At 37.7% G+C, this 19,387-nt stretch carries 16 protein-coding genes and 2 tRNA genes; 10 read left to right on the forward strand and 8 right to left on the reverse strand.

The window, feature by feature from the left end:
- Nucleotides 1-40 precede the first annotated feature (40 nt).
- Nucleotides 41-1,630 carry a bacillithiol biosynthesis cysteine-adding enzyme BshC gene (gene bshC / locus EPI11_RS05005; protein WP_128388847.1) on the reverse strand — a complete coding sequence of 530 codons (1,590 nt, stop codon included), beginning with the start codon at nucleotides 1,628-1,630 and terminating at the stop codon, nucleotides 41-43.
- A 254-nt stretch (nucleotides 1,631-1,884) separates the two neighbouring features.
- Between bshC and EPI11_RS05010 the strand changes: the two genes are divergently transcribed.
- Nucleotides 1,885-4,083: a B12-binding domain-containing radical SAM protein gene (locus EPI11_RS05010; RefSeq protein ID WP_128388848.1), complete on the forward strand. Its 2,199-nt coding sequence runs from the start codon at nucleotides 1,885-1,887 to the stop codon at nucleotides 4,081-4,083.
- Between the two features lies 1 nt (nucleotide 4,084).
- Here the strand turns inward: EPI11_RS05010 and EPI11_RS05015 are convergent, their stop codons facing one another.
- The 4 genes from EPI11_RS05015 to EPI11_RS19080 form a co-directional block, all read right to left on the reverse strand.
- Complete coding sequence (locus EPI11_RS05015; protein WP_128388849.1) at nucleotides 4,085-4,471, reverse strand: hypothetical protein; 387 nt, start codon at nucleotides 4,469-4,471, stop codon at nucleotides 4,085-4,087.
- 83 nt (nucleotides 4,472-4,554) lie between these two features.
- Complete coding sequence (gene rimO / locus EPI11_RS05020; RefSeq protein WP_128388850.1) at nucleotides 4,555-5,883, reverse strand: 30S ribosomal protein S12 methylthiotransferase RimO; 1,329 nt, start codon at nucleotides 5,881-5,883, stop codon at nucleotides 4,555-4,557.
- Nucleotides 5,884-6,085: 202 nt separating this feature from the next.
- Nucleotides 6,086-7,609 (reverse strand): OmpP1/FadL family transporter, encoded by a 1,524-nt coding sequence (locus EPI11_RS05025; RefSeq protein WP_128388851.1) that lies wholly within the window; start codon nucleotides 7,607-7,609, stop codon nucleotides 6,086-6,088.
- 65 nt (nucleotides 7,610-7,674) lie between these two features.
- Nucleotides 7,675-8,814, reverse strand: coding sequence for a hypothetical protein (locus EPI11_RS19080; RefSeq protein WP_206619093.1), 1,140 nt, complete (start codon nucleotides 8,812-8,814; stop codon nucleotides 7,675-7,677).
- Between the two features lie 104 nt (nucleotides 8,815-8,918).
- Between EPI11_RS19080 and proS the strand changes: the two genes are divergently transcribed.
- From proS to rpsT, 4 genes are all read left to right on the forward strand, one after another.
- Entirely contained in the window at nucleotides 8,919-10,391 is a 1,473-nt protein-coding gene (gene proS, locus EPI11_RS05035) for a proline--tRNA ligase (protein ID WP_128388852.1), read from the forward strand.
- An 88-nt stretch (nucleotides 10,392-10,479) separates the two neighbouring features.
- A tRNA-Glu gene (locus EPI11_RS05040) sits at nucleotides 10,480-10,551 on the forward strand.
- 17 nt (nucleotides 10,552-10,568) lie between these two features.
- Nucleotides 10,569-10,640, forward strand: a tRNA-Glu gene (locus EPI11_RS05045).
- 39 nt (nucleotides 10,641-10,679) lie between these two features.
- Nucleotides 10,680-10,934: a 30S ribosomal protein S20 gene (rpsT, locus tag EPI11_RS05050; protein ID WP_128388853.1), complete on the forward strand. Its 255-nt coding sequence runs from the start codon at nucleotides 10,680-10,682 to the stop codon at nucleotides 10,932-10,934.
- 338 nt (nucleotides 10,935-11,272) lie between these two features.
- Here rpsT and EPI11_RS05055 read toward each other — a convergent pair whose 3' ends face one another.
- Nucleotides 11,273-12,601 (reverse strand): serine hydrolase domain-containing protein, encoded by a 1,329-nt coding sequence (locus EPI11_RS05055; protein ID WP_128388854.1) that lies wholly within the window; start codon nucleotides 12,599-12,601, stop codon nucleotides 11,273-11,275.
- A 286-nt stretch (nucleotides 12,602-12,887) separates the two neighbouring features.
- On the opposite strand from EPI11_RS05055, the gene EPI11_RS05060 reads away from it, so the two are divergent.
- Both EPI11_RS05060 and EPI11_RS05065 read left to right on the forward strand, forming a co-directional pair.
- The gene (locus EPI11_RS05060; RefSeq protein WP_128388855.1) at nucleotides 12,888-13,448 is read left to right on the forward strand and encodes a Crp/Fnr family transcriptional regulator; all 561 of its coding nucleotides are present in this window, start codon (nucleotides 12,888-12,890) and stop codon (nucleotides 13,446-13,448) included.
- 80 nt (nucleotides 13,449-13,528) lie between these two features.
- Nucleotides 13,529-13,855, forward strand: coding sequence for a DMT family transporter (locus EPI11_RS05065; RefSeq protein ID WP_128388856.1), 327 nt, complete (start codon nucleotides 13,529-13,531; stop codon nucleotides 13,853-13,855).
- 396 nt (nucleotides 13,856-14,251) lie between these two features.
- Here EPI11_RS05065 and EPI11_RS05070 read toward each other — a convergent pair whose 3' ends face one another.
- The gene (locus tag EPI11_RS05070; protein WP_128388857.1) at nucleotides 14,252-15,730 is read right to left on the reverse strand and encodes a serine hydrolase; all 1,479 of its coding nucleotides are present in this window, start codon (nucleotides 15,728-15,730) and stop codon (nucleotides 14,252-14,254) included.
- Nucleotides 15,731-15,872: 142 nt separating this feature from the next.
- Between EPI11_RS05070 and EPI11_RS05075 the strand changes: the two genes are divergently transcribed.
- The 3 genes from EPI11_RS05075 to EPI11_RS05085 all read left to right on the forward strand — a co-directional run bounded on the left by EPI11_RS05075 (nucleotide 15,873) and on the right by EPI11_RS05085 (nucleotide 18,835).
- A complete protein-coding gene (locus tag EPI11_RS05075) occupies nucleotides 15,873-16,706 on the forward strand; it encodes a helix-turn-helix transcriptional regulator (protein WP_128388858.1) in 834 nt (277 codons plus the stop codon).
- 95 nt (nucleotides 16,707-16,801) lie between these two features.
- Nucleotides 16,802-18,142 carry an amidohydrolase gene (locus EPI11_RS05080; RefSeq protein WP_128388859.1) on the forward strand — a complete coding sequence of 447 codons (1,341 nt, stop codon included), beginning with the start codon at nucleotides 16,802-16,804 and terminating at the stop codon, nucleotides 18,140-18,142.
- 9 nt (nucleotides 18,143-18,151) lie between these two features.
- A complete protein-coding gene (locus EPI11_RS05085; RefSeq protein ID WP_128388860.1) occupies nucleotides 18,152-18,835 on the forward strand; it encodes an ankyrin repeat domain-containing protein in 684 nt (227 codons plus the stop codon).
- An 83-nt stretch (nucleotides 18,836-18,918) separates the two neighbouring features.
- Here EPI11_RS05085 and EPI11_RS05090 read toward each other — a convergent pair whose 3' ends face one another.
- Entirely contained in the window at nucleotides 18,919-19,323 is a 405-nt protein-coding gene (locus EPI11_RS05090; RefSeq protein ID WP_128388861.1) for a hypothetical protein, read from the reverse strand.
- Between the last annotated feature and the right edge of the window lie 64 nt (nucleotides 19,324-19,387).

Below are 19,387 nucleotides of genomic sequence, written 5' to 3' on the forward strand. Positions count from 1 at the left end.
ATTAATAATTTTAATAAATCAATAAGGATTTATTACCTCATTAAAGAATAACCACGTTAAACTCCTGTTCTAATGGCTTTAGTTGAGAAAAGAGCTTGCTAAGGAGGCTGCCGTCAAATTCCAGGTAGAACTCAGAGAAGTTTGCTTTTCGTTCCTGTAAGCCTTTTCCGGGGAAAAGTTCATTTTGGAGTAATACAATACGCTCCAGCTGTTCGGTATGGTTTCGTTTTTCTGCTTTAAGTAAACGCTTCTCAAGGTTTTCAAGCCCTTTAATTTGTTTTATTTCCTGCGCTTTTACAGCACCGATAAAAGAAGCATCGGTTTTAGCAGCAATATCGGCCAGTACTTCAAATTGATTTTTAAGCAGTTCTTTCTGGTCAGTGAAATCAAGTTTGAATTCAGAGAATGATTGTACTTTTTTGTTAAGGAGATCTTGCTGCTTAGAGAACATATCTGCCCATGAAAGACCTAGCTTATCCAGTTTGTCGGCCTGTTTTTGTGTAGCCAGTAAAACTGAGTTACGAACTAGCAGTATTGGAAAAGTAGTCTTAGCCGATTCAAAATACGATTTAAGTTCCAGCCAATAAGCAATTTCGCCTCCTCCGCCAATGTAGGCAAGGTTGGGTAATATTACTTCCTCATACAGTGGACGCATTATTACATTAGGACTAAACTTTTCAGGATTTGAATCCAACAAAGCTAAAATCTCGTCTTCAGAGAATTTCAGCTCGGTATTGTTAATGTGGTAAACGCCATCCTGTAAAATGATGCGTTCTCTTAGGGTATCTTCTATGTAGAATAGGTTAATCTCACGCGGATTTACCTGTATGTTATAATCTTTAAGTAGTGCTGCTGTTTCGGCTACCTTAAGGTGAGATGTTTGCTTTAGTAATTCTTCTTGTACATAAGGTGCAAACAGTTTTTTAAGACCGGCAGTATCGGCATCGAGAATTACCAGGCCTTCGCTGCTAAATAATTCGTTAGCCAAATAGCGGGTAGCATCGGCAAGGTTGGTATGTTTTATATAAGCATCTTCGAATAGCTTAGTAAGCCATGCCGCATTTTTCCCTAAGCCAAGTTCTTTAGAGAAAACATCAAGAACAGCCTCAAGGCCCTCGGTAGAAAATCGTCCTACGGGTCCGGCGCTTTCACGCGGCCACTTAATTTTTTTATTGCGAAAAGTAAAGAAATTGATCTCTTCAAAATCATGGTCTTCGGTTGCCATCCAGTATACCGGTACAAAATTTTGCTGCGGATAGGCTGCTTTTAATTCCTTACTCAGGTTAACCGCAGAAACTATCTTGTATAAAAAATATAGAGGTCCGGTAAAAAGGTTAAGCTGATGTCCTGTTGTTACGGTAAAGGTGTCGTCTTTTCTTAACAGGTCTATGTTGTGCTGTGTAAGCGCAGATGTATTTATATTCTTGTACTGTTCCTGTAAAGTGTCAGCAAGAACACTACGAAAGGCAGGATTGTAGTTTTTTTGTTTCTCTTCGATCTGTGCCTTGAAGTTTTCAAGGGTAGGGAAGCGATGGTACAACGGCTTCAGTGTATCTTTCTGGTTAAGGTAATCGGTTATAAGCGGGGTAAAATATCCGGAACTCTGGTAGCTGATACAGTCTGATGGCATTTTGATACAAATTTTCCCGTAAAATTACGGAAAAAACACTTTGCATAAATGTATAAATGACGTGTTTGATATGTCATTTATAAATTCATTTAAGGTTTAGTATTAAGGTTTCTTACCAAATTTCTTTCAGGTTGATAAAACTATCAAGAGCATATTCAGTGTTTGTGCATTTAATAAGGGTTTTATCTTCAATATCAATTAATCATAAATCCCAAAAATATCCCCTATTTTTGCAGGCTAATACTGCATGCATTTTGGAAACCAAACTTCTTTTAATAACACCGCCTTTTACACAGCTCAATACGCCTTATCCGGCAACGGCCTATCTAAAAGGGTTTTTAAATACTAAAGGCATTGTGTCTACTCAGGCCGATCTTGGTATTGAAGTGATATTGAAATTGTTTTCCAAAACAGGATTGACTGATCTTTTTGAGCGCATTGAAAATGATCCGCAGGAAAGAACTCCAAATGCAGAACGTATTATTGCTTTAAAAGGAGAATACCTTAAAACGATAGATGCAGTTATGTTGTTTTTGCAGGGAAAAAACCCTACACTGTCGCACCTTATCTGCCGTGAAGATTTCCTGCCAGAAGCATCCCGTTTTGCGCAGTTGGAAGAACTTGATTGGGCATTTGGAACGATGGGGCTTCAGGATAGGGCAAAGCATTTGGCTACACTGTATCTTGAAGATATTTCCGATTTAATTGTAGAATGCGTCGATTCACATTTTGGCTTTAGCCGTTATGCAGAAAGGCTTGGCCGATCTGCTAATTCGTTTGACGAATTGTACGACAGCCTGCAGCAGCCATTTACCTTTATAGACGAAATACTATTGGATATTTTACACCAACGTATGCTGGACGTGCAACCACAGTTGGTTGGTTTTTCGATACCTTTTCCGGGGAATTTGTACGCGGCTTTCAGAAGCGCGCAGTACATCAAGAAACATTTTCCGGGGGTCAAAATTACCATGGGCGGTGGCTTCCCGAATACCGAGCTTCGTTCATTGGCGGATGTAAGAGTAATGGAATTCTTTGATTTTATTACGCTGGACGATGGTGAGGCTCCGGTAGAATGTTTGGTAGAGCACGTTAGCGGTAAAAGGGATATAGAACAGTTAAAACGAACGTTTGCCTTAGTCGATGGCAAAATTAAATATATTGATAATTCCGGATGCAGGGATTATAAGCAAGCCGATGTAGGTACGCCTGATTATTCAGATCTGCTATTGGATGAATATATTTCTGTTATTGAAATTGTGAATCCTATGCACCGCATGTGGAGCGATGGACGCTGGAATAAACTTACTATGGCACATGGCTGCTATTGGGGTAAATGTACTTTTTGCGATATATCATTAGATTATATCAAGGTATACGAACCGGTAGCTGCAAAACTGCTTTGCGATCGCATAGAAGAGCTTATGGCACAAACAGGGCAGAATGGTTTCCATTTTGTTGATGAAGCTGCACCGCCGGCTCTTATGCGTGAACTGGCTCTTGAAATATTACGACGCAATCTTGCCGTGACGTGGTGGACAAACATACGTTTTGAAAAAAGCTTTACTAAAGATCTTTGCCTACTGCTTAAAGCATCGGGATGTATAGCTGTTTCGGGCGGACTCGAAGTTGCATCAGACCGATTATTGGAACTTATCCAAAAGGGAGTAACAGTTGCACAGGTGGCGCGCGTAACCCGCAATTTTACCGAAGCAGGTATTATGGTACATGCTTACCTTATGTATGGTTTTCCTACTCAAACGGCACAGGAAACAATAGATTCACTGGAAATGGTACGCCAGATGTTTGAAACAGGTATATTACAATCCGGATTCTGGCATCAGTTTGCTATGACAGCCCATAGCCCTGTAGGTATGTATCCCGAAAAATTCGGAGTGCTTAAAGAAACAGAAGCAATAGGCAGTTTTGCCAATAATGATATTGTACATGTAGATAAAACAGGTACGAATCACGACAAGTTTAGTTTTGGGCTGAAGAAGTCACTGTTTAACTATATGCATGGTATTTGTTTTGATTATTCGCTTCAGGATTGGTTTGAGTTTAAAGTACCTAAAACAAAAGTGCCCGATGATTATATTTTTAGTGTACTGCAGGAAGAAGATAACTTTACTGTAAAGCCTACCGCCAAAGTTGTGTGGACAGGAGGGAAGCCTTCGGTTGCTTACTTTACTAAAAATAAAAAGGGCCGCAGCTTTGAGATGGCGACCCTTACATTTCATGATAAAAAAGAGAGTTTTGCTGTGCAGGTCTCTCAGGAGCAGGCACAATGGCTTGCTGATTTTTTAGATAAAGCGGCTATTGCTGCAAAAAGTATTACTACTTATTCGCAGGCTAAACAGAGTTATGAAGATTCCGGTTTGGAAGACTTTGAACTCTTATGGTTTAGTAAACCTATAAATACGCTAAGAGACTTTGGATTATTAGTGTTATAATCTAGAACTTCTTAGCTTCTTCCATTTTGGTGTATTTCTCGACTTGCGGCGGCGTAAGGAGAGGCAGTACTTTCTTGAAAATTCTTGTAGAAATTTCACGAGCCTTGGCTTTCTTTTCATCAGCAGATAGACCTTGAGCCTGGTTTATTGCTGTTATAGTACCGCGTTCGTCTTCAAGAACACTTTTTACTGCTGCTTCCTGAAAATCATCCAGAGTAAGTTCTTTAGTAAGGTATTTTACAGACTCTTCTACAAAGTCTACTTTTTCCTGTTTTCTTTTGCTTGGTTTGTATTGTTCACGGCCTATACGGCGATCTACCTGCGCTGATGCTGCCGATGACGCAAGGAACATAAAGAATAGAATAAAAAGGGATGCTTTTAGTTTCATAACGGTTACAATAATTAAATCAAACGTAATAAAATTATAATAAAAAAGCTAAAGATTTATTGTCTTTAGCTTTATAGATATTCTTAGTTTAACGGTAGGTCTGCCGGGATGCCATAAAGGTCAAATTCGGTAGCCTCAGTAATTTTTATATTTACAAATTCGCCTGTTTTAAGGTAAGCAAGAGAAGCATCTATTAGTACTTCATTGTCTACATCAGGACTGTCAAATTCTGTTCTTCCAATAAAATGACCGCCTTCTTTTCTGTCAATAATACAACGGAAAGTCTGTCCGATTTTTTCTTGGTTTAGATCCCATGAAATTTGAGATTGTATTTCCATGATCTCGTTTGCACGTTGTTGTTTCACTTCGGCAGGAACATCATCTTCAAGAAGGTAAGCATGAGTATTTTCTTCGTGAGAATATTTAAAGCATCCAAGACGCTCAAAACGCATTTCTTCAACCCAGTTTTTCATGATCTGGAAATCTTCTTCCGTTTCACCCGGATATCCTACAATAAGTGTAGTTCTTATGGTCATTCCCGGCACAGCTGCTCTAAATTCATTAAGAAGTTTAGTGGTTTTTTCTTTAGTAGTACCACGGCGCATCGATTTTAAGATGTTATCGCTAATGTGCTGTAAAGGAATATCTATATAGTTACATATCTTAGGTTCGCGGTTCATTAGATCCAATACATCCATTGGGAAACCTGAAGGGAACGCATAATGAAGACGTATCCATTCAATACCTTCAACCTTTACAAGGTTTTCAAGCAATTCGGCAAGATTACGTTTTTTGTACAGGTCAAGACCATAATAGGTAAGATCCTGAGCAATAAGTATAAGTTCTTTAACGCCATTACGGGCAAGACCTTCGGCTTCTTTAACTAATTTTTCAATTGGCTGGGAAACGTGTTTGCCACGCATAAGCGGTATAGCGCAAAAACTGCACGGACGGTCACATCCTTCGGCAATTTTTAAGTAAGCATAATTTTTTGGAGTAGTGGTAAGGCGTTCACCTAGCAGTTCGTGCTTATAATCGGCGCCAAGTGCTTTTAAAAGGCCAGGTAGTTCTGTTGTACCAAAGTACTGGTCTACATTAGGTATCTCTTTAATAAGATCCGGTTTGTAGCGTTCAGATAAACATCCGGTAACGAATACTTTGTCTACAATACCCTGTTCTTTTTTGTCAACATAATTCAATATCATGTTTACCGACTCTTCTTTAGCATTATCAATAAATCCGCAGGTATTGATAACAATGATGTTTCCTTCCTCATCTGCAGGTGCTTCGTGAGCAACATCTTTACCGCTTGCTCTTAGTTGTCCCATCAGTACTTCGCTATCGTACACGTTTTTGGAACATCCTAAGGTGATTACATTGATCTTATTCTTCTTTAACGATTTGGTTCTCATGTAGTTGAAAATTGGAGTGCAAAATTAAGCAATTTATTGATAGGTTTGGAGGTTTAAACTTTAAACTTTAAGAAATAGGCCAGAGGCAATAAACCCTTGGCTAGCTATGTGATTTTTATCGTAAAATCATTCTGTAATAAAAAAGCCACTCCCTACCAATTTGCCGGGAATGGCTTTTTCTGAATTAATAGTAGATGAAAAATTATAAGTCTATCGTGTATGATAGTGTAATATTGTTGTAAGTGCTTTTTACACGGGCAGTATCGGTAAAGCCTGCAGTAAGCAATGGAGTATCCATTTTGCGTTCATACCATGAATAGCCCAAATCTAATCTTGATCCCATAAAGGCATAACCTAAACCGGCTGAAGCACCGTTAAGGTCGCCAACAGTTGTGCCGTTTTTATACGGGCTCTGCTCATAGCGGTAACCTCCTCTAAGGCTGAATTTCTTGATACGGTATTCTAAACCAACTCTTACTTCACTTGCTACATCAAGGGTATTGCTAAGTTCGGTATTTATAGCACTATATCTGCTGCTTTTATATTCGGTATTGCTATAGTCTTTTATAGTGTAATCAACGCTTAATAAGGCGTTTCTGCCAAATACATAGGCGGCACTTGCTGTCCATTTAGATGGTGTTTTAATAGTATAAGGGTCAAAAATAAAAGTAGTACCCGGGTTGTAAACAAAAGTATTTACTGATGTTCCTGTTTCACATTCAGGGCAGCGGGATGCAACTCTTTGAGTAATTTCATCCTGAAGCCTCATCCATGTAGGTGATTCATAAGAGATACCGGCACGAAGTTCATTAGTAATCTTATAAATGGCACCTAAATTAAAAGAGAATCCTCCGCCATAAGTGTAACGCTCATTATCAAAACGTATGGATTGCATACCGGTTGCCAGCGGATTGTTTGTTCTTTCAGTTATAGTGCTGGTTTGTATATAATCTGTGAAATGTACATTTAGGTTGATACCAACATATAAACGCTCTTTTAATTGTGCACCAAAATTAAGTGCTACTTTACCGTTATATCCAGTAGTAGAAACATAATTTTCGTGGTAGTAGTTTCTTGTGTTGGGAACATTACTTGTATATACTGTATTGTTGTCGTTACCGGTTGCAGGGTTAAAAATATAAGTTTCATAACCTAGAGCAGCCTGTTGATCCATATAATTAAGGTCGGTATAGTTTGCAGACCTAAGGGTACCCAGGGTGATTCCGCCTTCGTTGCCAATGCCATTAGCATATCTAAGGAAGTATTTGTCTATCGAGTTGTTTGTATTTGTACCGCGGGTATATACTGAATTATGAAAATTATTGGTGTTTTCATAATTAAAACCCAAGGTGAATTTCCTCATTAGAGCATTTTCATTGGTGTTGTTAAAAACAAACACAGCGCCTACCTGGTTTAAATCTAAAGCATTGTCATTCTTTTTGGTGGTTGTGCCAAAGTAGTTAGAGCTGTTACTTACATTATAGCTGGATAATGATGCTGTTCCTGAGTTGAAATTGAATACCGCAGATCCGGCGGGGTTAACCATCATGGCAGAAAGGTCGCCTCCTACAGCTCCAAAGGCACCACTCATTGCTCTAAATCGTGCTGTACCGGTAAGGTTGCTTGTAGAATAACGTACTGCATCTGCAGCAGTATTAAGATCTTGCTGAGCGTGAGATGTAACTGCGGCAAGTATAAATATAGATGAAAGTATGTGTCTTTTCATAATGGGTTTGTTTTAAAAAGAAGTCCCCATGTTTGTTTTAAATAACATGGGGACTGTTGTATGTTTTATCCTCTTCGGCCGCCTCCACCGCCTCCGCCACGGGAACCGCCTCCACCACCGCCACCGCGTGAACCACCGCCAAAGTTACCTCCGCCGCTGCTTCTTGATGGGCTAATGGTTGTGCCGCTGCTCCTTGAAGGTGAACTTGTACTTCTTGATGGAGTATAAGTATTATTACTATTAGTGTTTCTGGAAGAAGGAGTATATGTGTTGTTGCTTCTTGTAGGAGTGCTGTATTGGTTTTGTGAGCGCGAAGTACCGCCGTTGTACTGCATATCTCCTCTTGATCGCACAACATTATTGTTTCTACTGGTATTAAACCTACTGCTGTTTACCTCGCGAATACCCTGGCTTCTGGTATTTATGCTAGTATTGTTTCTGTTGTTATAGATACTTCTGCTGTTAACGTTTGCATCATTGTTTCTTCTGCTGCTGTAAGCATTCGTTCTACTATTACTATATCTGGTATTATTCCTGCCGTTGTTATAATATTCGTTTCTTCCTCCCTGAAAGTAGGATCCTGATCGGCTATAACCATTATAACCATAGTTGTTACCGTAATAGTGGTGATGACCACCATAGTATGATGGGTAATAAGGGTATCCTCCCCAGCCCCAGCCACCGCCGTACCAGCTATTCCAACCAAGGCCCCAGCCAAAGCCAATGTTCCAACCCGGATACCAGCCATTATAGTAGTTATTCCATCCGCCATAGTATCCTCCATAACCGCTGCCGCCATAAACGTTTATGTTTACATTGTCGGTACTTTCGCCCCAACCAGGATAAGAAGTGTAGCCTTCTGTTCTAACAACCGTGTTACTGCTGTCGTTGGTAGAGCTTGCAGTAGCAGTGCTATCAGTGCTTCCGTCTCCATATAATGGGAACTCATCCTGTAAAGAACTGAAGTAGGATTTATAGTTTGTATTCTGACCAGAGTTGTTTCCATCATTATATTGGTTAACATTTCCGTCATTATATTTATATACCTGCTCATTATTAGCATTGCGGGGAGTAGAACCATATATTCCGTCGTTGTCATATGATGACGTATTTTGGTAAGAACTGCACGAACTTACAGCCAAACCAAAGATTCCCAATACAGTGTAAAGGGAGATTTGCCGGATGTTGAAGTAATTAGTTTTCATATCTCTGCATTTTTTTTATTGTTGAACTACTCAAAAATAGTTAGTTTTGCTAAACTATATTTGATATATAAAAGTAAAACAATTTTTGTGCCAATCTATTTAAAATGAGTAAGAATTTAACGAAACGATCAGAGGATTATTCCAAATGGTATAATGAACTGGTTGTAAAAGCAGACCTTGCAGAAAATTCAGGGGTTAGGGGATGTATGGTTATAAAACCATACGGCTATGCAATTTGGGAAAAAATGCAGGCAGAACTTGATAAAAAGTTCAAAGAAACCGGTCATGAAAACGCTTATTTCCCGCTGTTCATACCCAAGTCTTATTTTAGCAAAGAAGCAAGCCACGTAGATGGTTTTGCTAAAGAGTGTGCCGTTGTTACTCACTACAGGCTAAGAACCGCAGAGGATGGATCTATTGAAGTAGACCCGGATGCTAAGCTGGAAGAAGAGCTTATTGTTAGACCAACATCTGAAACTATTATATGGGATACCTACAGGAAATGGATACAATCGTACCGCGACCTGCCGTTATTAATTAACCAATGGGCTAATGTAGTGCGTTGGGAAATGAGAACAAGGTTGTTCTTAAGAACTGCCGAGTTCCTTTGGCAGGAGGGGCATACCGCTCATGCTACACAAAAGGAAGCTATTGCTGAGGCAGAACAAATGATGAATGTTTATGCAGACTTTGCTCAAAACTTTATGGCAATTCCGGTTGTTAAAGGAGTTAAAACAGCAAATGAGCGTTTTGCAGGTGCATTAGAAACCTATTGTATTGAAGCTTTAATGCAGGATGGTAAAGCACTTCAGGCAGGTACATCGCACTTCTTAGGTCAAAATTTTGCTAAAGCATTTGATGTTAAGTTTGCCAACCAGGAAGGTAAGCAGGAATATGTATGGGCTACCTCATGGGGAGTTTCTACCCGTTTAATGGGTGCGCTTGTAATGACACACTCTGATGATAACGGACTGGTATTACCTCCAAACCTTGCGCCGATACAGGTGGTTATTGTGCCTATTTATAAAACCGATGAGCAGTTTGATGCAATATCAGAAACTGCAAAACAACTTATGGCTGATTTGAGGAAACTCAATATCACGGTTAAGTATGATAACAGGGAAACACATAAGCCGGGATGGAAGTTTAATGAGTACGAACTTAAAGGCGTGCCTTTACGTGTCGCTATAGGCCCAAATGATCTTGCTAATGGAACTTTTGAAGTGGCCCGTAGGGATACATTAACAAAAGAAATCGTTACAAATACTGATATTGTACAGTATTTACAAGGTAAATTAGAGCAAATCCAGTCTGATATGTATAATAAGGCATTAGATTACAGGGATTCTCATATTACAGAGGTAAATACTTTTGAAGAGTTTAAAGAGGTACTTGATACTAAAGCCGGCTTTGTTTCGGCTCATTGGGATGGTACACCTGAGACAGAAGAAAAGATCAAAGAACTAACAAAAGCAACAATTCGCTGTATAGCTTTAGACAGAGTTGAAGAAGCGGGAACCTGTGTGTTTACTGGGAATCAGTCTGTTGGAAGAGTGCTTTTTGCAAGGGCATATTAAATTTGAATTTTTTTTTAATTTTTTTTGTTTCGACTATTGCGTAAGTAAAAAACAGTTGTATCTTTGCACCGCATTAGAGAAACAAAATGGCCCGTTCGTCTATCGGTTAGGACGCCAGGTTTTCATCCTGGTAAGGGGGGTTCGATTCCCCCACGGGCTACAAAAATTTCAAACAATGGTCCGTTCGTCTAGGGGTTAGGACGCCAGGTTTTCATCCTGGTAACAGGGGTTCGATTCCCCTACGGACTACAATTAAAACATTAACAAAGTTATTTAAGTTAAGAAACAATGGCAAATCATAAGTCAGCATTAAAAAGAATTAGAACAAGCGAGAAAAAAAGAGTTCTAAACAGATACCAGCACAAAACTACACGTAATGCTATTAAAGCAATCCGTATAGCTACAGTTAAGAGTGAAGCTTCAGCAAAATTATCATCTGTTATTTCAATGATTGATAAATTAGCTAAAAAGAACATCATTCATGATAACAAGGCTTCAAACCTTAAATCAAAATTGACTAAACACGTAGCTTCACTTTCATAAGTAAAACCACGTTAGTTTATAAAAAATATAAAAGCTCTCAATTATGGGGGCTTTTGGCTTTACATATAGTGCCGATTTTATGAGGCATAATAAAATGTAAAGATTATAGGTTTTACAGGTGTTTTAAACGGAGTATCTCATTATAACAGCTTTAAATCTAGAATAAGAATGTAGCTGCTTTTAGTTATTCCAATCGCTATAGAATGAATGCGGGAGTTATGTCATTTGGTCTTTAGGTTAAAAATTTATCCCTAAGATAGTATAAGATAATAAAAAGGCTGTCTGAAAATTAGACAGCCTTTTTTATGATTTGCTTTGATGAGGTTATTTTTAAATGTTTATTTCTTAGCTAAAAGAAATTTAGCTATTGCATGGTAAGCTGGCAGCGAGAAAGGATCATTAGCGCCATTTGCTGCTATAGGGTTTGATGCAAATCGTACAATTACCATTTCTGCTTTTGGATCTACATATATAACCTGTCCGTGTACACCACGTGCACAAAAAGCACCATGTTCGTTATTTGTTATCCACCACATATCTCTATAACTCCATCCTTTTAATAAAGTATAACCCGCTTTTTCAAATGCTTTCTTATCGCCGCCTTTTTTAATATCGTCAATTGCCGCTTTAGGGAGAATTTGTTGGCCGTTAGCATAACCGTTATCGAGGATCAATTGCCCAAAACGAGCCATATCACTCAATCCGAAATTCAATCCACCGCCAGCAAAAGGTGTGCCTGTAGCATCTACCGAGTAATAAGCATCCTGTTCTGTGCCCAGTTTTTTCCAGATGCGTTCAGATAGTACTTCGTTTATATGTTTCTTAGTAACGCGGGCAATTATCCAGCCCAATACATCAGAGTTTACTGTTTTGTAGCCAAAAGCTTCGCCATGTTTTCCTTTTTTAGTTACTGTGGGCAGGTATTCATAATACGATTTAGGACCTGTGTAATCTTTAGGTTTGGGTAACGGATTACCCGCCGCAGAGAATTTCCATATCTCAGCATTAGGATTGGTGTAGTCTTCGCTAAAGTTTAATGAGGTTGTCATGTCCAATACCTGTCTTACGGTAGCATCTCCAAAGGCAGAATTTTTTAATTCGGGAATATAATGTGCTACATTTTGAGCAGGATCTATTAATCCTTCGGCTACCAGCATTGCTCCAAGCGTTCCTGTAAAAGATTTTGTTACAGACATTGCTGCATGCTGACCATCTTCCTGCAGTGCGCCCATATATTTTTCATACACTATTTTGCCTTTATGCATGATAACTACACCATCGGCATAGGTTTTTTGTAAAGATTCTTCCCATGTCATTGGCTTACTTTCTCCCAGTGGTGTAAAAGTTACGGCATCAATATCTTTAAGCAGGTTTTTTTGGAGTAGGACAGAATTTCCCAACCCGCGCGATACATTTACAGTTGGCATGAACTCACGCATGTGTGCTACACTCCATCGCATACCTGGAAACTGAAAAAAACTGCCGTCTTCAAAGCGCAAAATACGATTTGCCGGAGGTGGTGAGCCTACCATCCATCCCATTTTAATAGGGTCGCTTTCCTGTGCGTTTAAAAAGGTTGTTTTTTCCTGTGCATTTGCACTATAACATCCTAAAGTGATCAGGCTTAAAAATAGTAAAGAACGATGGTATAAGGAACTCTGTTTCATGTTGTCTTATTTAAATTGGAAACAAGGCGGGCATCAGTATTGATATATCTTAAATGGTAAGAGTGTCAATTGTATTAAAGTTAAGGCTTTTTATAATGACAGATATTATAATGTAAGTAAAAAATTACCAGAATTGATTAAAAATGAAGTGGTTTTGTGGTTTTAACTGCCTCGATGAGTGATTTTAAGGATAATAAAAGGAAAGCAATTTATAGTTATTAAAACAATTGTACTTTTATAACTCAGAAATTGATAACCTTTTCTTCTAATTTACTCATAATGCTAAATGAATATTGACCAAATTATAGATAATATATATTGTATTCCTGAAACTTCGAGATTACTGCTCAAAGAAAACATTAACGAAGTCAGGCTGCCAAAAGGCTATCTTTTATTTAAAGCAGATAAAGTAGAAACGGCAGTGTATTTTATAAAAAGAGGCATTGCCAGGGCATACACCTATCAGAATGATAATGAGATAACATTTTGGTTTGGTAAGGAAGGAGATACTATTATATCCATGAAAAGTTATGTAGAAAATAAAAAGGGATATGAAAATGTAGATCTTTTAGAAGAGTGCGATCTGTATGAGTTAAAAACCACAAATTTGCAAAAGCTGTTTGATAAAGATATTCACATTGCAAATTGGGGAAGAAAGTTTGCCGAAAAAGAACTTATAAAGACTGAAGAACGCCTTATATCAAGACAGTTTCAAACAGCATCAAAAAGGTATAAGCAGTTGCTTACTGATAATCCGGATTTGCTGCAAAGAGTGCAATTGAGCCATCTCGCGTCTTATTTGGGTATTACACAGGTTAGCTTAAGCCGGATCAGGGCGGAGAAATAAAGTCAAAACGGATTCTTTTTTAACATTTGTAAAATTATTAACCAAAATGTTTCAGGACATTTGTCAAAAATTTTTACACCATGAATTGGATATTATTAATTATTGCAGGATTATTTGAAGTAGTATTTGCCTTTTGTTTAGGTAAAGCAAAAGACGCATCAGGAAACGATGTTTACTGGTGGTATACCGGGTTTTTTGTAGCTTTGGTTATCAGTATGGGACTACTAATTAAAGTAACACAAAATTTACCTATAGGAACGGCCTATGCAGTATGGACAGGTATTGGAGCTGTTGGTACAGTTTTAATGGGTATTTTAGTATTTAAAGACCCGGCAAACTTTTGGAGAATATTTTTTATTTTTACATTAATAGGTTCAATTATAGGTCTTAAAGCGGTTTCTCATTAAAAGATAAACAATACTAGTTTAAAATATACAGCCATCTTAAAATTAAAGAATTCTTTAGTTTTAAGGTGGTTTTTTTGGGATACAGGTAAAAATACCTGGAATAATAATAGCGTATTTATACGTATACCTAGTGTTTTTATTTATTCTACTTTCGCAATGGTAAGTAAAAAGTATATAATTGAATGATCTTTCTTGGGGAATAATGCTTATTCCATATTCAGTATTCTTCAGAATTTCAGTTTGAGGTTGTATACAAATTTAACGGAATTCGAGTCGGTTAAATTTTGATGTCAATCATTCTATGTGTGTAGTGATTGAGCAATCGTTTTGTAAATCCTAAAAGCCTTTTAAATCAAATGATTTAGAGGCTTTTTTTATTAACGGTACTAATATCTTCTATTTTGTCTCTAGCTTTTTAAGAATATTAGAAGCATTAGTATTATGAGGGTCTAATTCTAATGAACGTTTGTAGTTTTCTATGGCACTTTTACGGTTACCCATAAGTTCATACACTTCTCCAAGGCTGTCATATGTATTTCCGCTTTGTGGATATAGTTTTACATTGAGTTTAAAAATATGGAATGCTTCTGCTTTTTTATCCTGTCTTAGTAATTTATAACCCCAGTCATTCAATTCATTTTCAGTTAGCTTAAATGAGGCGTCTTTCTTTTTTAGCTTTACTGCTATTTCAGAAGCCTTATCATACCCTTTTTTGAGTAATTCGGTTCTGAGCTTTTTAGCGGAAGCAGATAATCCAAAGCCATTGGATTCTTTCATGTCAGGAATATAGTATGCTGCAATTTTGTCAATAAACCATTCCGGGTCAGATCCCTGTAAATTGGTCAGTACAACAATAGATAGATCATCATTCAGGTAAGTGAAAAAAGCAGACCTTCTGCCTCCTAGCGGACCTACTGCCGGATGTTCGTGTCTTGTAACGGTTGGCCATCCCAATGCATAACCATTGGTCAGGCTGTTAGAACCACCAACACCACCATTGTTTAATATTGCCGGAGTCCATAATAAGTTTAGGCTTTCTTTTTGTTTCAGTAAGGTGCCATCCTGAACGGCTATAATCCATTTTGCCATTTCTGTAGCGGTAGACAGTATGCCTGTTGCTGTCCTGAAGAAAACAGGAAAGCCAACATAAGTGTTTTTAAGGTCATTACTGCTTACCCATCTTCCATCTATGTTTTTAATGGTTGTGTAAGAACCTGCATAATGAGGGATGATATCATAAGAATCTCCAAAACAGGTTTGTTTCATACCAACAATCTTAAACTGTCTTTCTTCTATAAATTTTGTAAAATGCATTCCGCTTAATTTGGATATTATTTGTCCCAAAAGCACATATCCGGATTGATTATAACTGAATTTTTCTCCGGGTTTAAATTCCATTGGAAGAGTCTTAACGATTTCCCACGCTGATTCTTCATCTCCATTACCTACTACACGTTCGGCAGCATCTATAATGTTTGGAATCCCAGAGGTATGGGTTAATAGTTGCTGTAAAGTTAGGTTTTGCCATGCAGCAGGTAAATTATCTAAATGGCGTGATAACGGATCGTCAATTTTTAGCTTTCCTTCCTCGGCCAGTTGCATAATGGCTATACCAGTAAATACTTTGGTTATAGAGTTAATAGAAAAAACACTTTCATTTGTTACCGATACATCATGTTCAATATTTGCCAGTCCATAGTTTCCTGTTTTTATAATTTGCCCCTTTTTGATAACAGCCAGCTGTAATCCCGGAATATGTAACTCCTGCATTTTTTGCTGCAGAAATATATCGATACTATCTTTTGTTTGCTGTGCCTGCGTTAAAAAAGAGATGCTTAATAAAAGAATATAAAAGTGCTTTTTAAGGATAACCATAATTATGTAGGTATAAAATGGGTTTTTTAGTATAACTAAAAGACTCTATGAATGCTGCAATTGTTACAGTGAAATTTTAATAAAGGTAAAATTTAAATAGAGATACCATGATGAGAAATTTATATATCTTGTAGGTTATATAATGAACCAGGAGTTTCCCATATTAGAATTAGAGAATTTTAGATTCAACGAACTGTCCGATATCTTTATGTTGGATCACGTTACACATGGCAATCATCAGATAACCGGGCATAAGCATGATTTTTATTTGTTCTTCCTGATCGAGCAAAGCAATGGGACTCATAGTATTGATTTTGTAGATTATCCTGTTTGCAATTACCAGCTTCATATTTTACTGCCGGGGCAGGTACATGCATGGAGTTTAGCAAAAGATACTAAAGGTTATCAATTGATGATCAGCAAAAAAGTATTTGAAACATTTGCACACTATCTGCAGTTTTCTCCGATGCCCCAATTTAACCATCCGGTTTTGTCTTTAACCGAAACGTCTTATCGTTTATTGGATAGCGAGTTTAAACAACTTAATGCCGAGCTTGAAAAAGAGAAGTTGTACTGGGATATTATTTACCTCAGATGCAGGCTGATCGTACAATTGGCAGTCCGGGACATAGAAGAGGAGTTCAAGGATTTGGATATGCTTAAATCGAATCCTATTATTGTTCGTTATATTAAACTGGTTGATGATTATTACAAGCAGGAGAAGTCGGTTTCTTTTTATGCCGGACATTTAAATATTACGCCAAATTACCTGAATATACTCTGTAGAAAATACACGAAGATTTCTGCTAATACCATTATTCAAAACCGTGTGTTACTGGAATCGAAACGTTTATTGCGTATATCTGAAATGACAATTAAAGAGATTGCCTATCATTTAGGATTTAATGACCTGGCTTATTTTTCTAACTTCTTTAAAGCCAAAACGGGAGAGTCACCTCGGTTATTTCGGAGTTAGTTATAAAAATTACAAGTTATAGTATCGTTTTTATAAGTTTACTGCTGTTACAGCCTTTTATCTTTGTATCAGTATTTTTAGTAAACAATAAAGCTATGAGTAGAGAAGATTTAAGCAGGAGAAAGTTTATCCAACAGGCAGGCGGAGTAGTGGGATATGGTGCATTGGCCAGTATTATCCCGGAGTCTATTTTAGATATCCCGGATCTTAATAAAGCACCACAACAAAGTACGGATGAACTTATCTTTAAAAACGTTAGGTTAGAAACCGGATTCATCAGGGATGAATTTGAAGTAACCGCCACTAAAACCGAGTTGTTTTCTTTAGTAGTGCAAAATGGTAAAATAAAAGCGATTAAGCCTAATACTAACAATACAGCTGCTATTGATGCTAAAGGATATCTGCTTATGCCTGCCTTGAAAGATATGCATATCCACCTTGATAAAACCTACTATGGCGGACCTTGGAAGGCATGCTCTAAAAGGCAAAGATCTGTTACAGATATGATCGCATTAGAAGAAAAAATAATGCCGGGTATGCTGGAAACATCGACCTATCGTGGTGAAAAGCTTATAGAATTATTACAATCCAAAGGTTCCAACTTTGCGAGAAGCCACAATAACATTGAACCTACTTCAAAACTAAATACATTAAAGAACCTGTATAAAGCTATCGAAAATAAAAAAGACAGCTTTGATACAGAGATCGTTGCTTTTCCGCAGCACGGACTTTCTAAATCGAAAGAACTGATGAAAGAGGCAGCTCAAATGGATATCGACTTTATTGGCGGGTTAGATCCTTTTTCGATTGATGGCAGTATAGAAAAGTCATTGGATTTTACTATTCAGCTGGCACTGGATCATAACAGAGGGATCGATATCCACTTGCATGAAAGCGGTAAAACCGGAATGGACACCATTCAGTATCTTATGAAAAGGGTAAATGAAAATCCGGTTTTAAAAGGGAAGACATTTTTAAGCCATTGTTATATTTTAGGAAAGCTCGATGATAAAGAGCTTGAAGCAACTTCGAAGGAATTGGCCAATGCACAGATAGGGGTGATCTCTACCATTCCTTTTGGAAAACTGATCATGCCTATACCAACCTTGCAAAAGCACGGTGTAAATGTTATGACAGGAACAGACAGCGTTATCGATCACTGGAATCCGTTTGGAACAGGAAGTATACTTCAAAAAGCCAACCTGATGGCGCAGCTTTATGGCTATTCTACCGAGTTGGAACTGTCAAGATGTTTAGGTATTGGTACAAATGGCGTATTGGCATTAGATAATGATGGAAAACAGCAATGGCCTAAAGTGGGAGATAAAGCCGACTTTAATCTTGTTGATGCCAGCTGTTCTGCAGAGGTTGTAGCACGTGTATCTACTATAAAAGCATTATACCATAACGGTAAGCTGGTTTATCAGGATAAATAATCCTTAAATATGAAAATAGTATTTTTATTGATGGTAAGTCTTTTAGGGATTACCGATTGCGAAGCTCAGGATAAGAACAATAACAATAAAACCAACAAAAACGATATGATAGTTGAAGCTGTAAAAACCAACAAAACAGAAACCGTTAAAACATTATTGAAAGAAGGGGCAAGCGTAGAAAGCAGGGATGCCGAAAACCATACGCTGCTATTAATCGCTACACATCAAAATGCTTTAGAAATGGCAAAGATTCTGGTTGAAGCCGGAGCTAATGTAAATACTCAGGACAGTATAAAAGACAGTCCATTTTTATATGCAGGAGCGCGTGGTCATTTAGAGTTGGTTAAGCTTTATTTATCGAATGAAGCCGATTTTACTGTGTTTAACCGTTATGGAGGCAGTGCTTTAATACCCGCCGCAGAGAAAGGTCATGTAGAAGTTGTTCGTTTACTTTCTTCAACTAAAGACTTTCCTATAAACCATGTTAATAATCTTGGGTGGACAGCATTAATGGAAGCTGTTGTTCTGGGAACAGGAGGAAAGGTACATACAGAAATCGTACAAATATTGGTTGATGCCGGATGTGATATCACAATCCCAGATTTTGATGGGGTAACGGCGTTAACACACGCAAAAAATAGAGGTTTTAAAGAAATCGCAGCTATTCTTGAAGCAGCTGCAAAAAGAAATTAGATTGGTCTAATAATAAGGGGGAAATTGCTAAAAAAGCCTGCAAAGTTTATTTTGCAGGCTTTTTGTTATGTGTTTACTAGCGGTTATTGCTTCTCAAAGGTAGATTCAGTACCGTCGGCAGCAATCTCACCATCAAAAATGACTAGTTTTTTATCAGATAAGTTTACATACTTTTTCTCTCCTTTATTAAAAGAAATGCTATAGTTTGCTTTACTGTTGTTTACAGGAACATTATCTTCCGGAGTAATTACAAAAGTACCACTGTCTGCTTTTTTACCGTCGTTGAATTTTTCGAATTTTTCGCCTTCGAACTTAAAGAAATTACCATTGCCCGGTTTAAAATTAGGATCTACTCCTGCAACCTGAATACCGGCTACGTGCCTTAGTTCCCATGTTCCGTTAAGATCCGGTGTTCCTGATTTTTTCTCACAGCTAATGATTGTAAAAAGCATTACAGCGCTTAAGGTCAGTCTTAAAAAGTTTTTCATGATTTTTTGTAAATTGATTGATGATAATTATTTTAATAAGTTAACGAAGTTACTTAAAATAATA

Origin of the sequence: Flavobacterium cerinum (genome assembly GCF_004028155.1) — a bacterium.
GTDB lineage: Bacteria > Bacteroidota > Bacteroidia > Flavobacteriales > Flavobacteriaceae > Flavobacterium > Flavobacterium cerinum.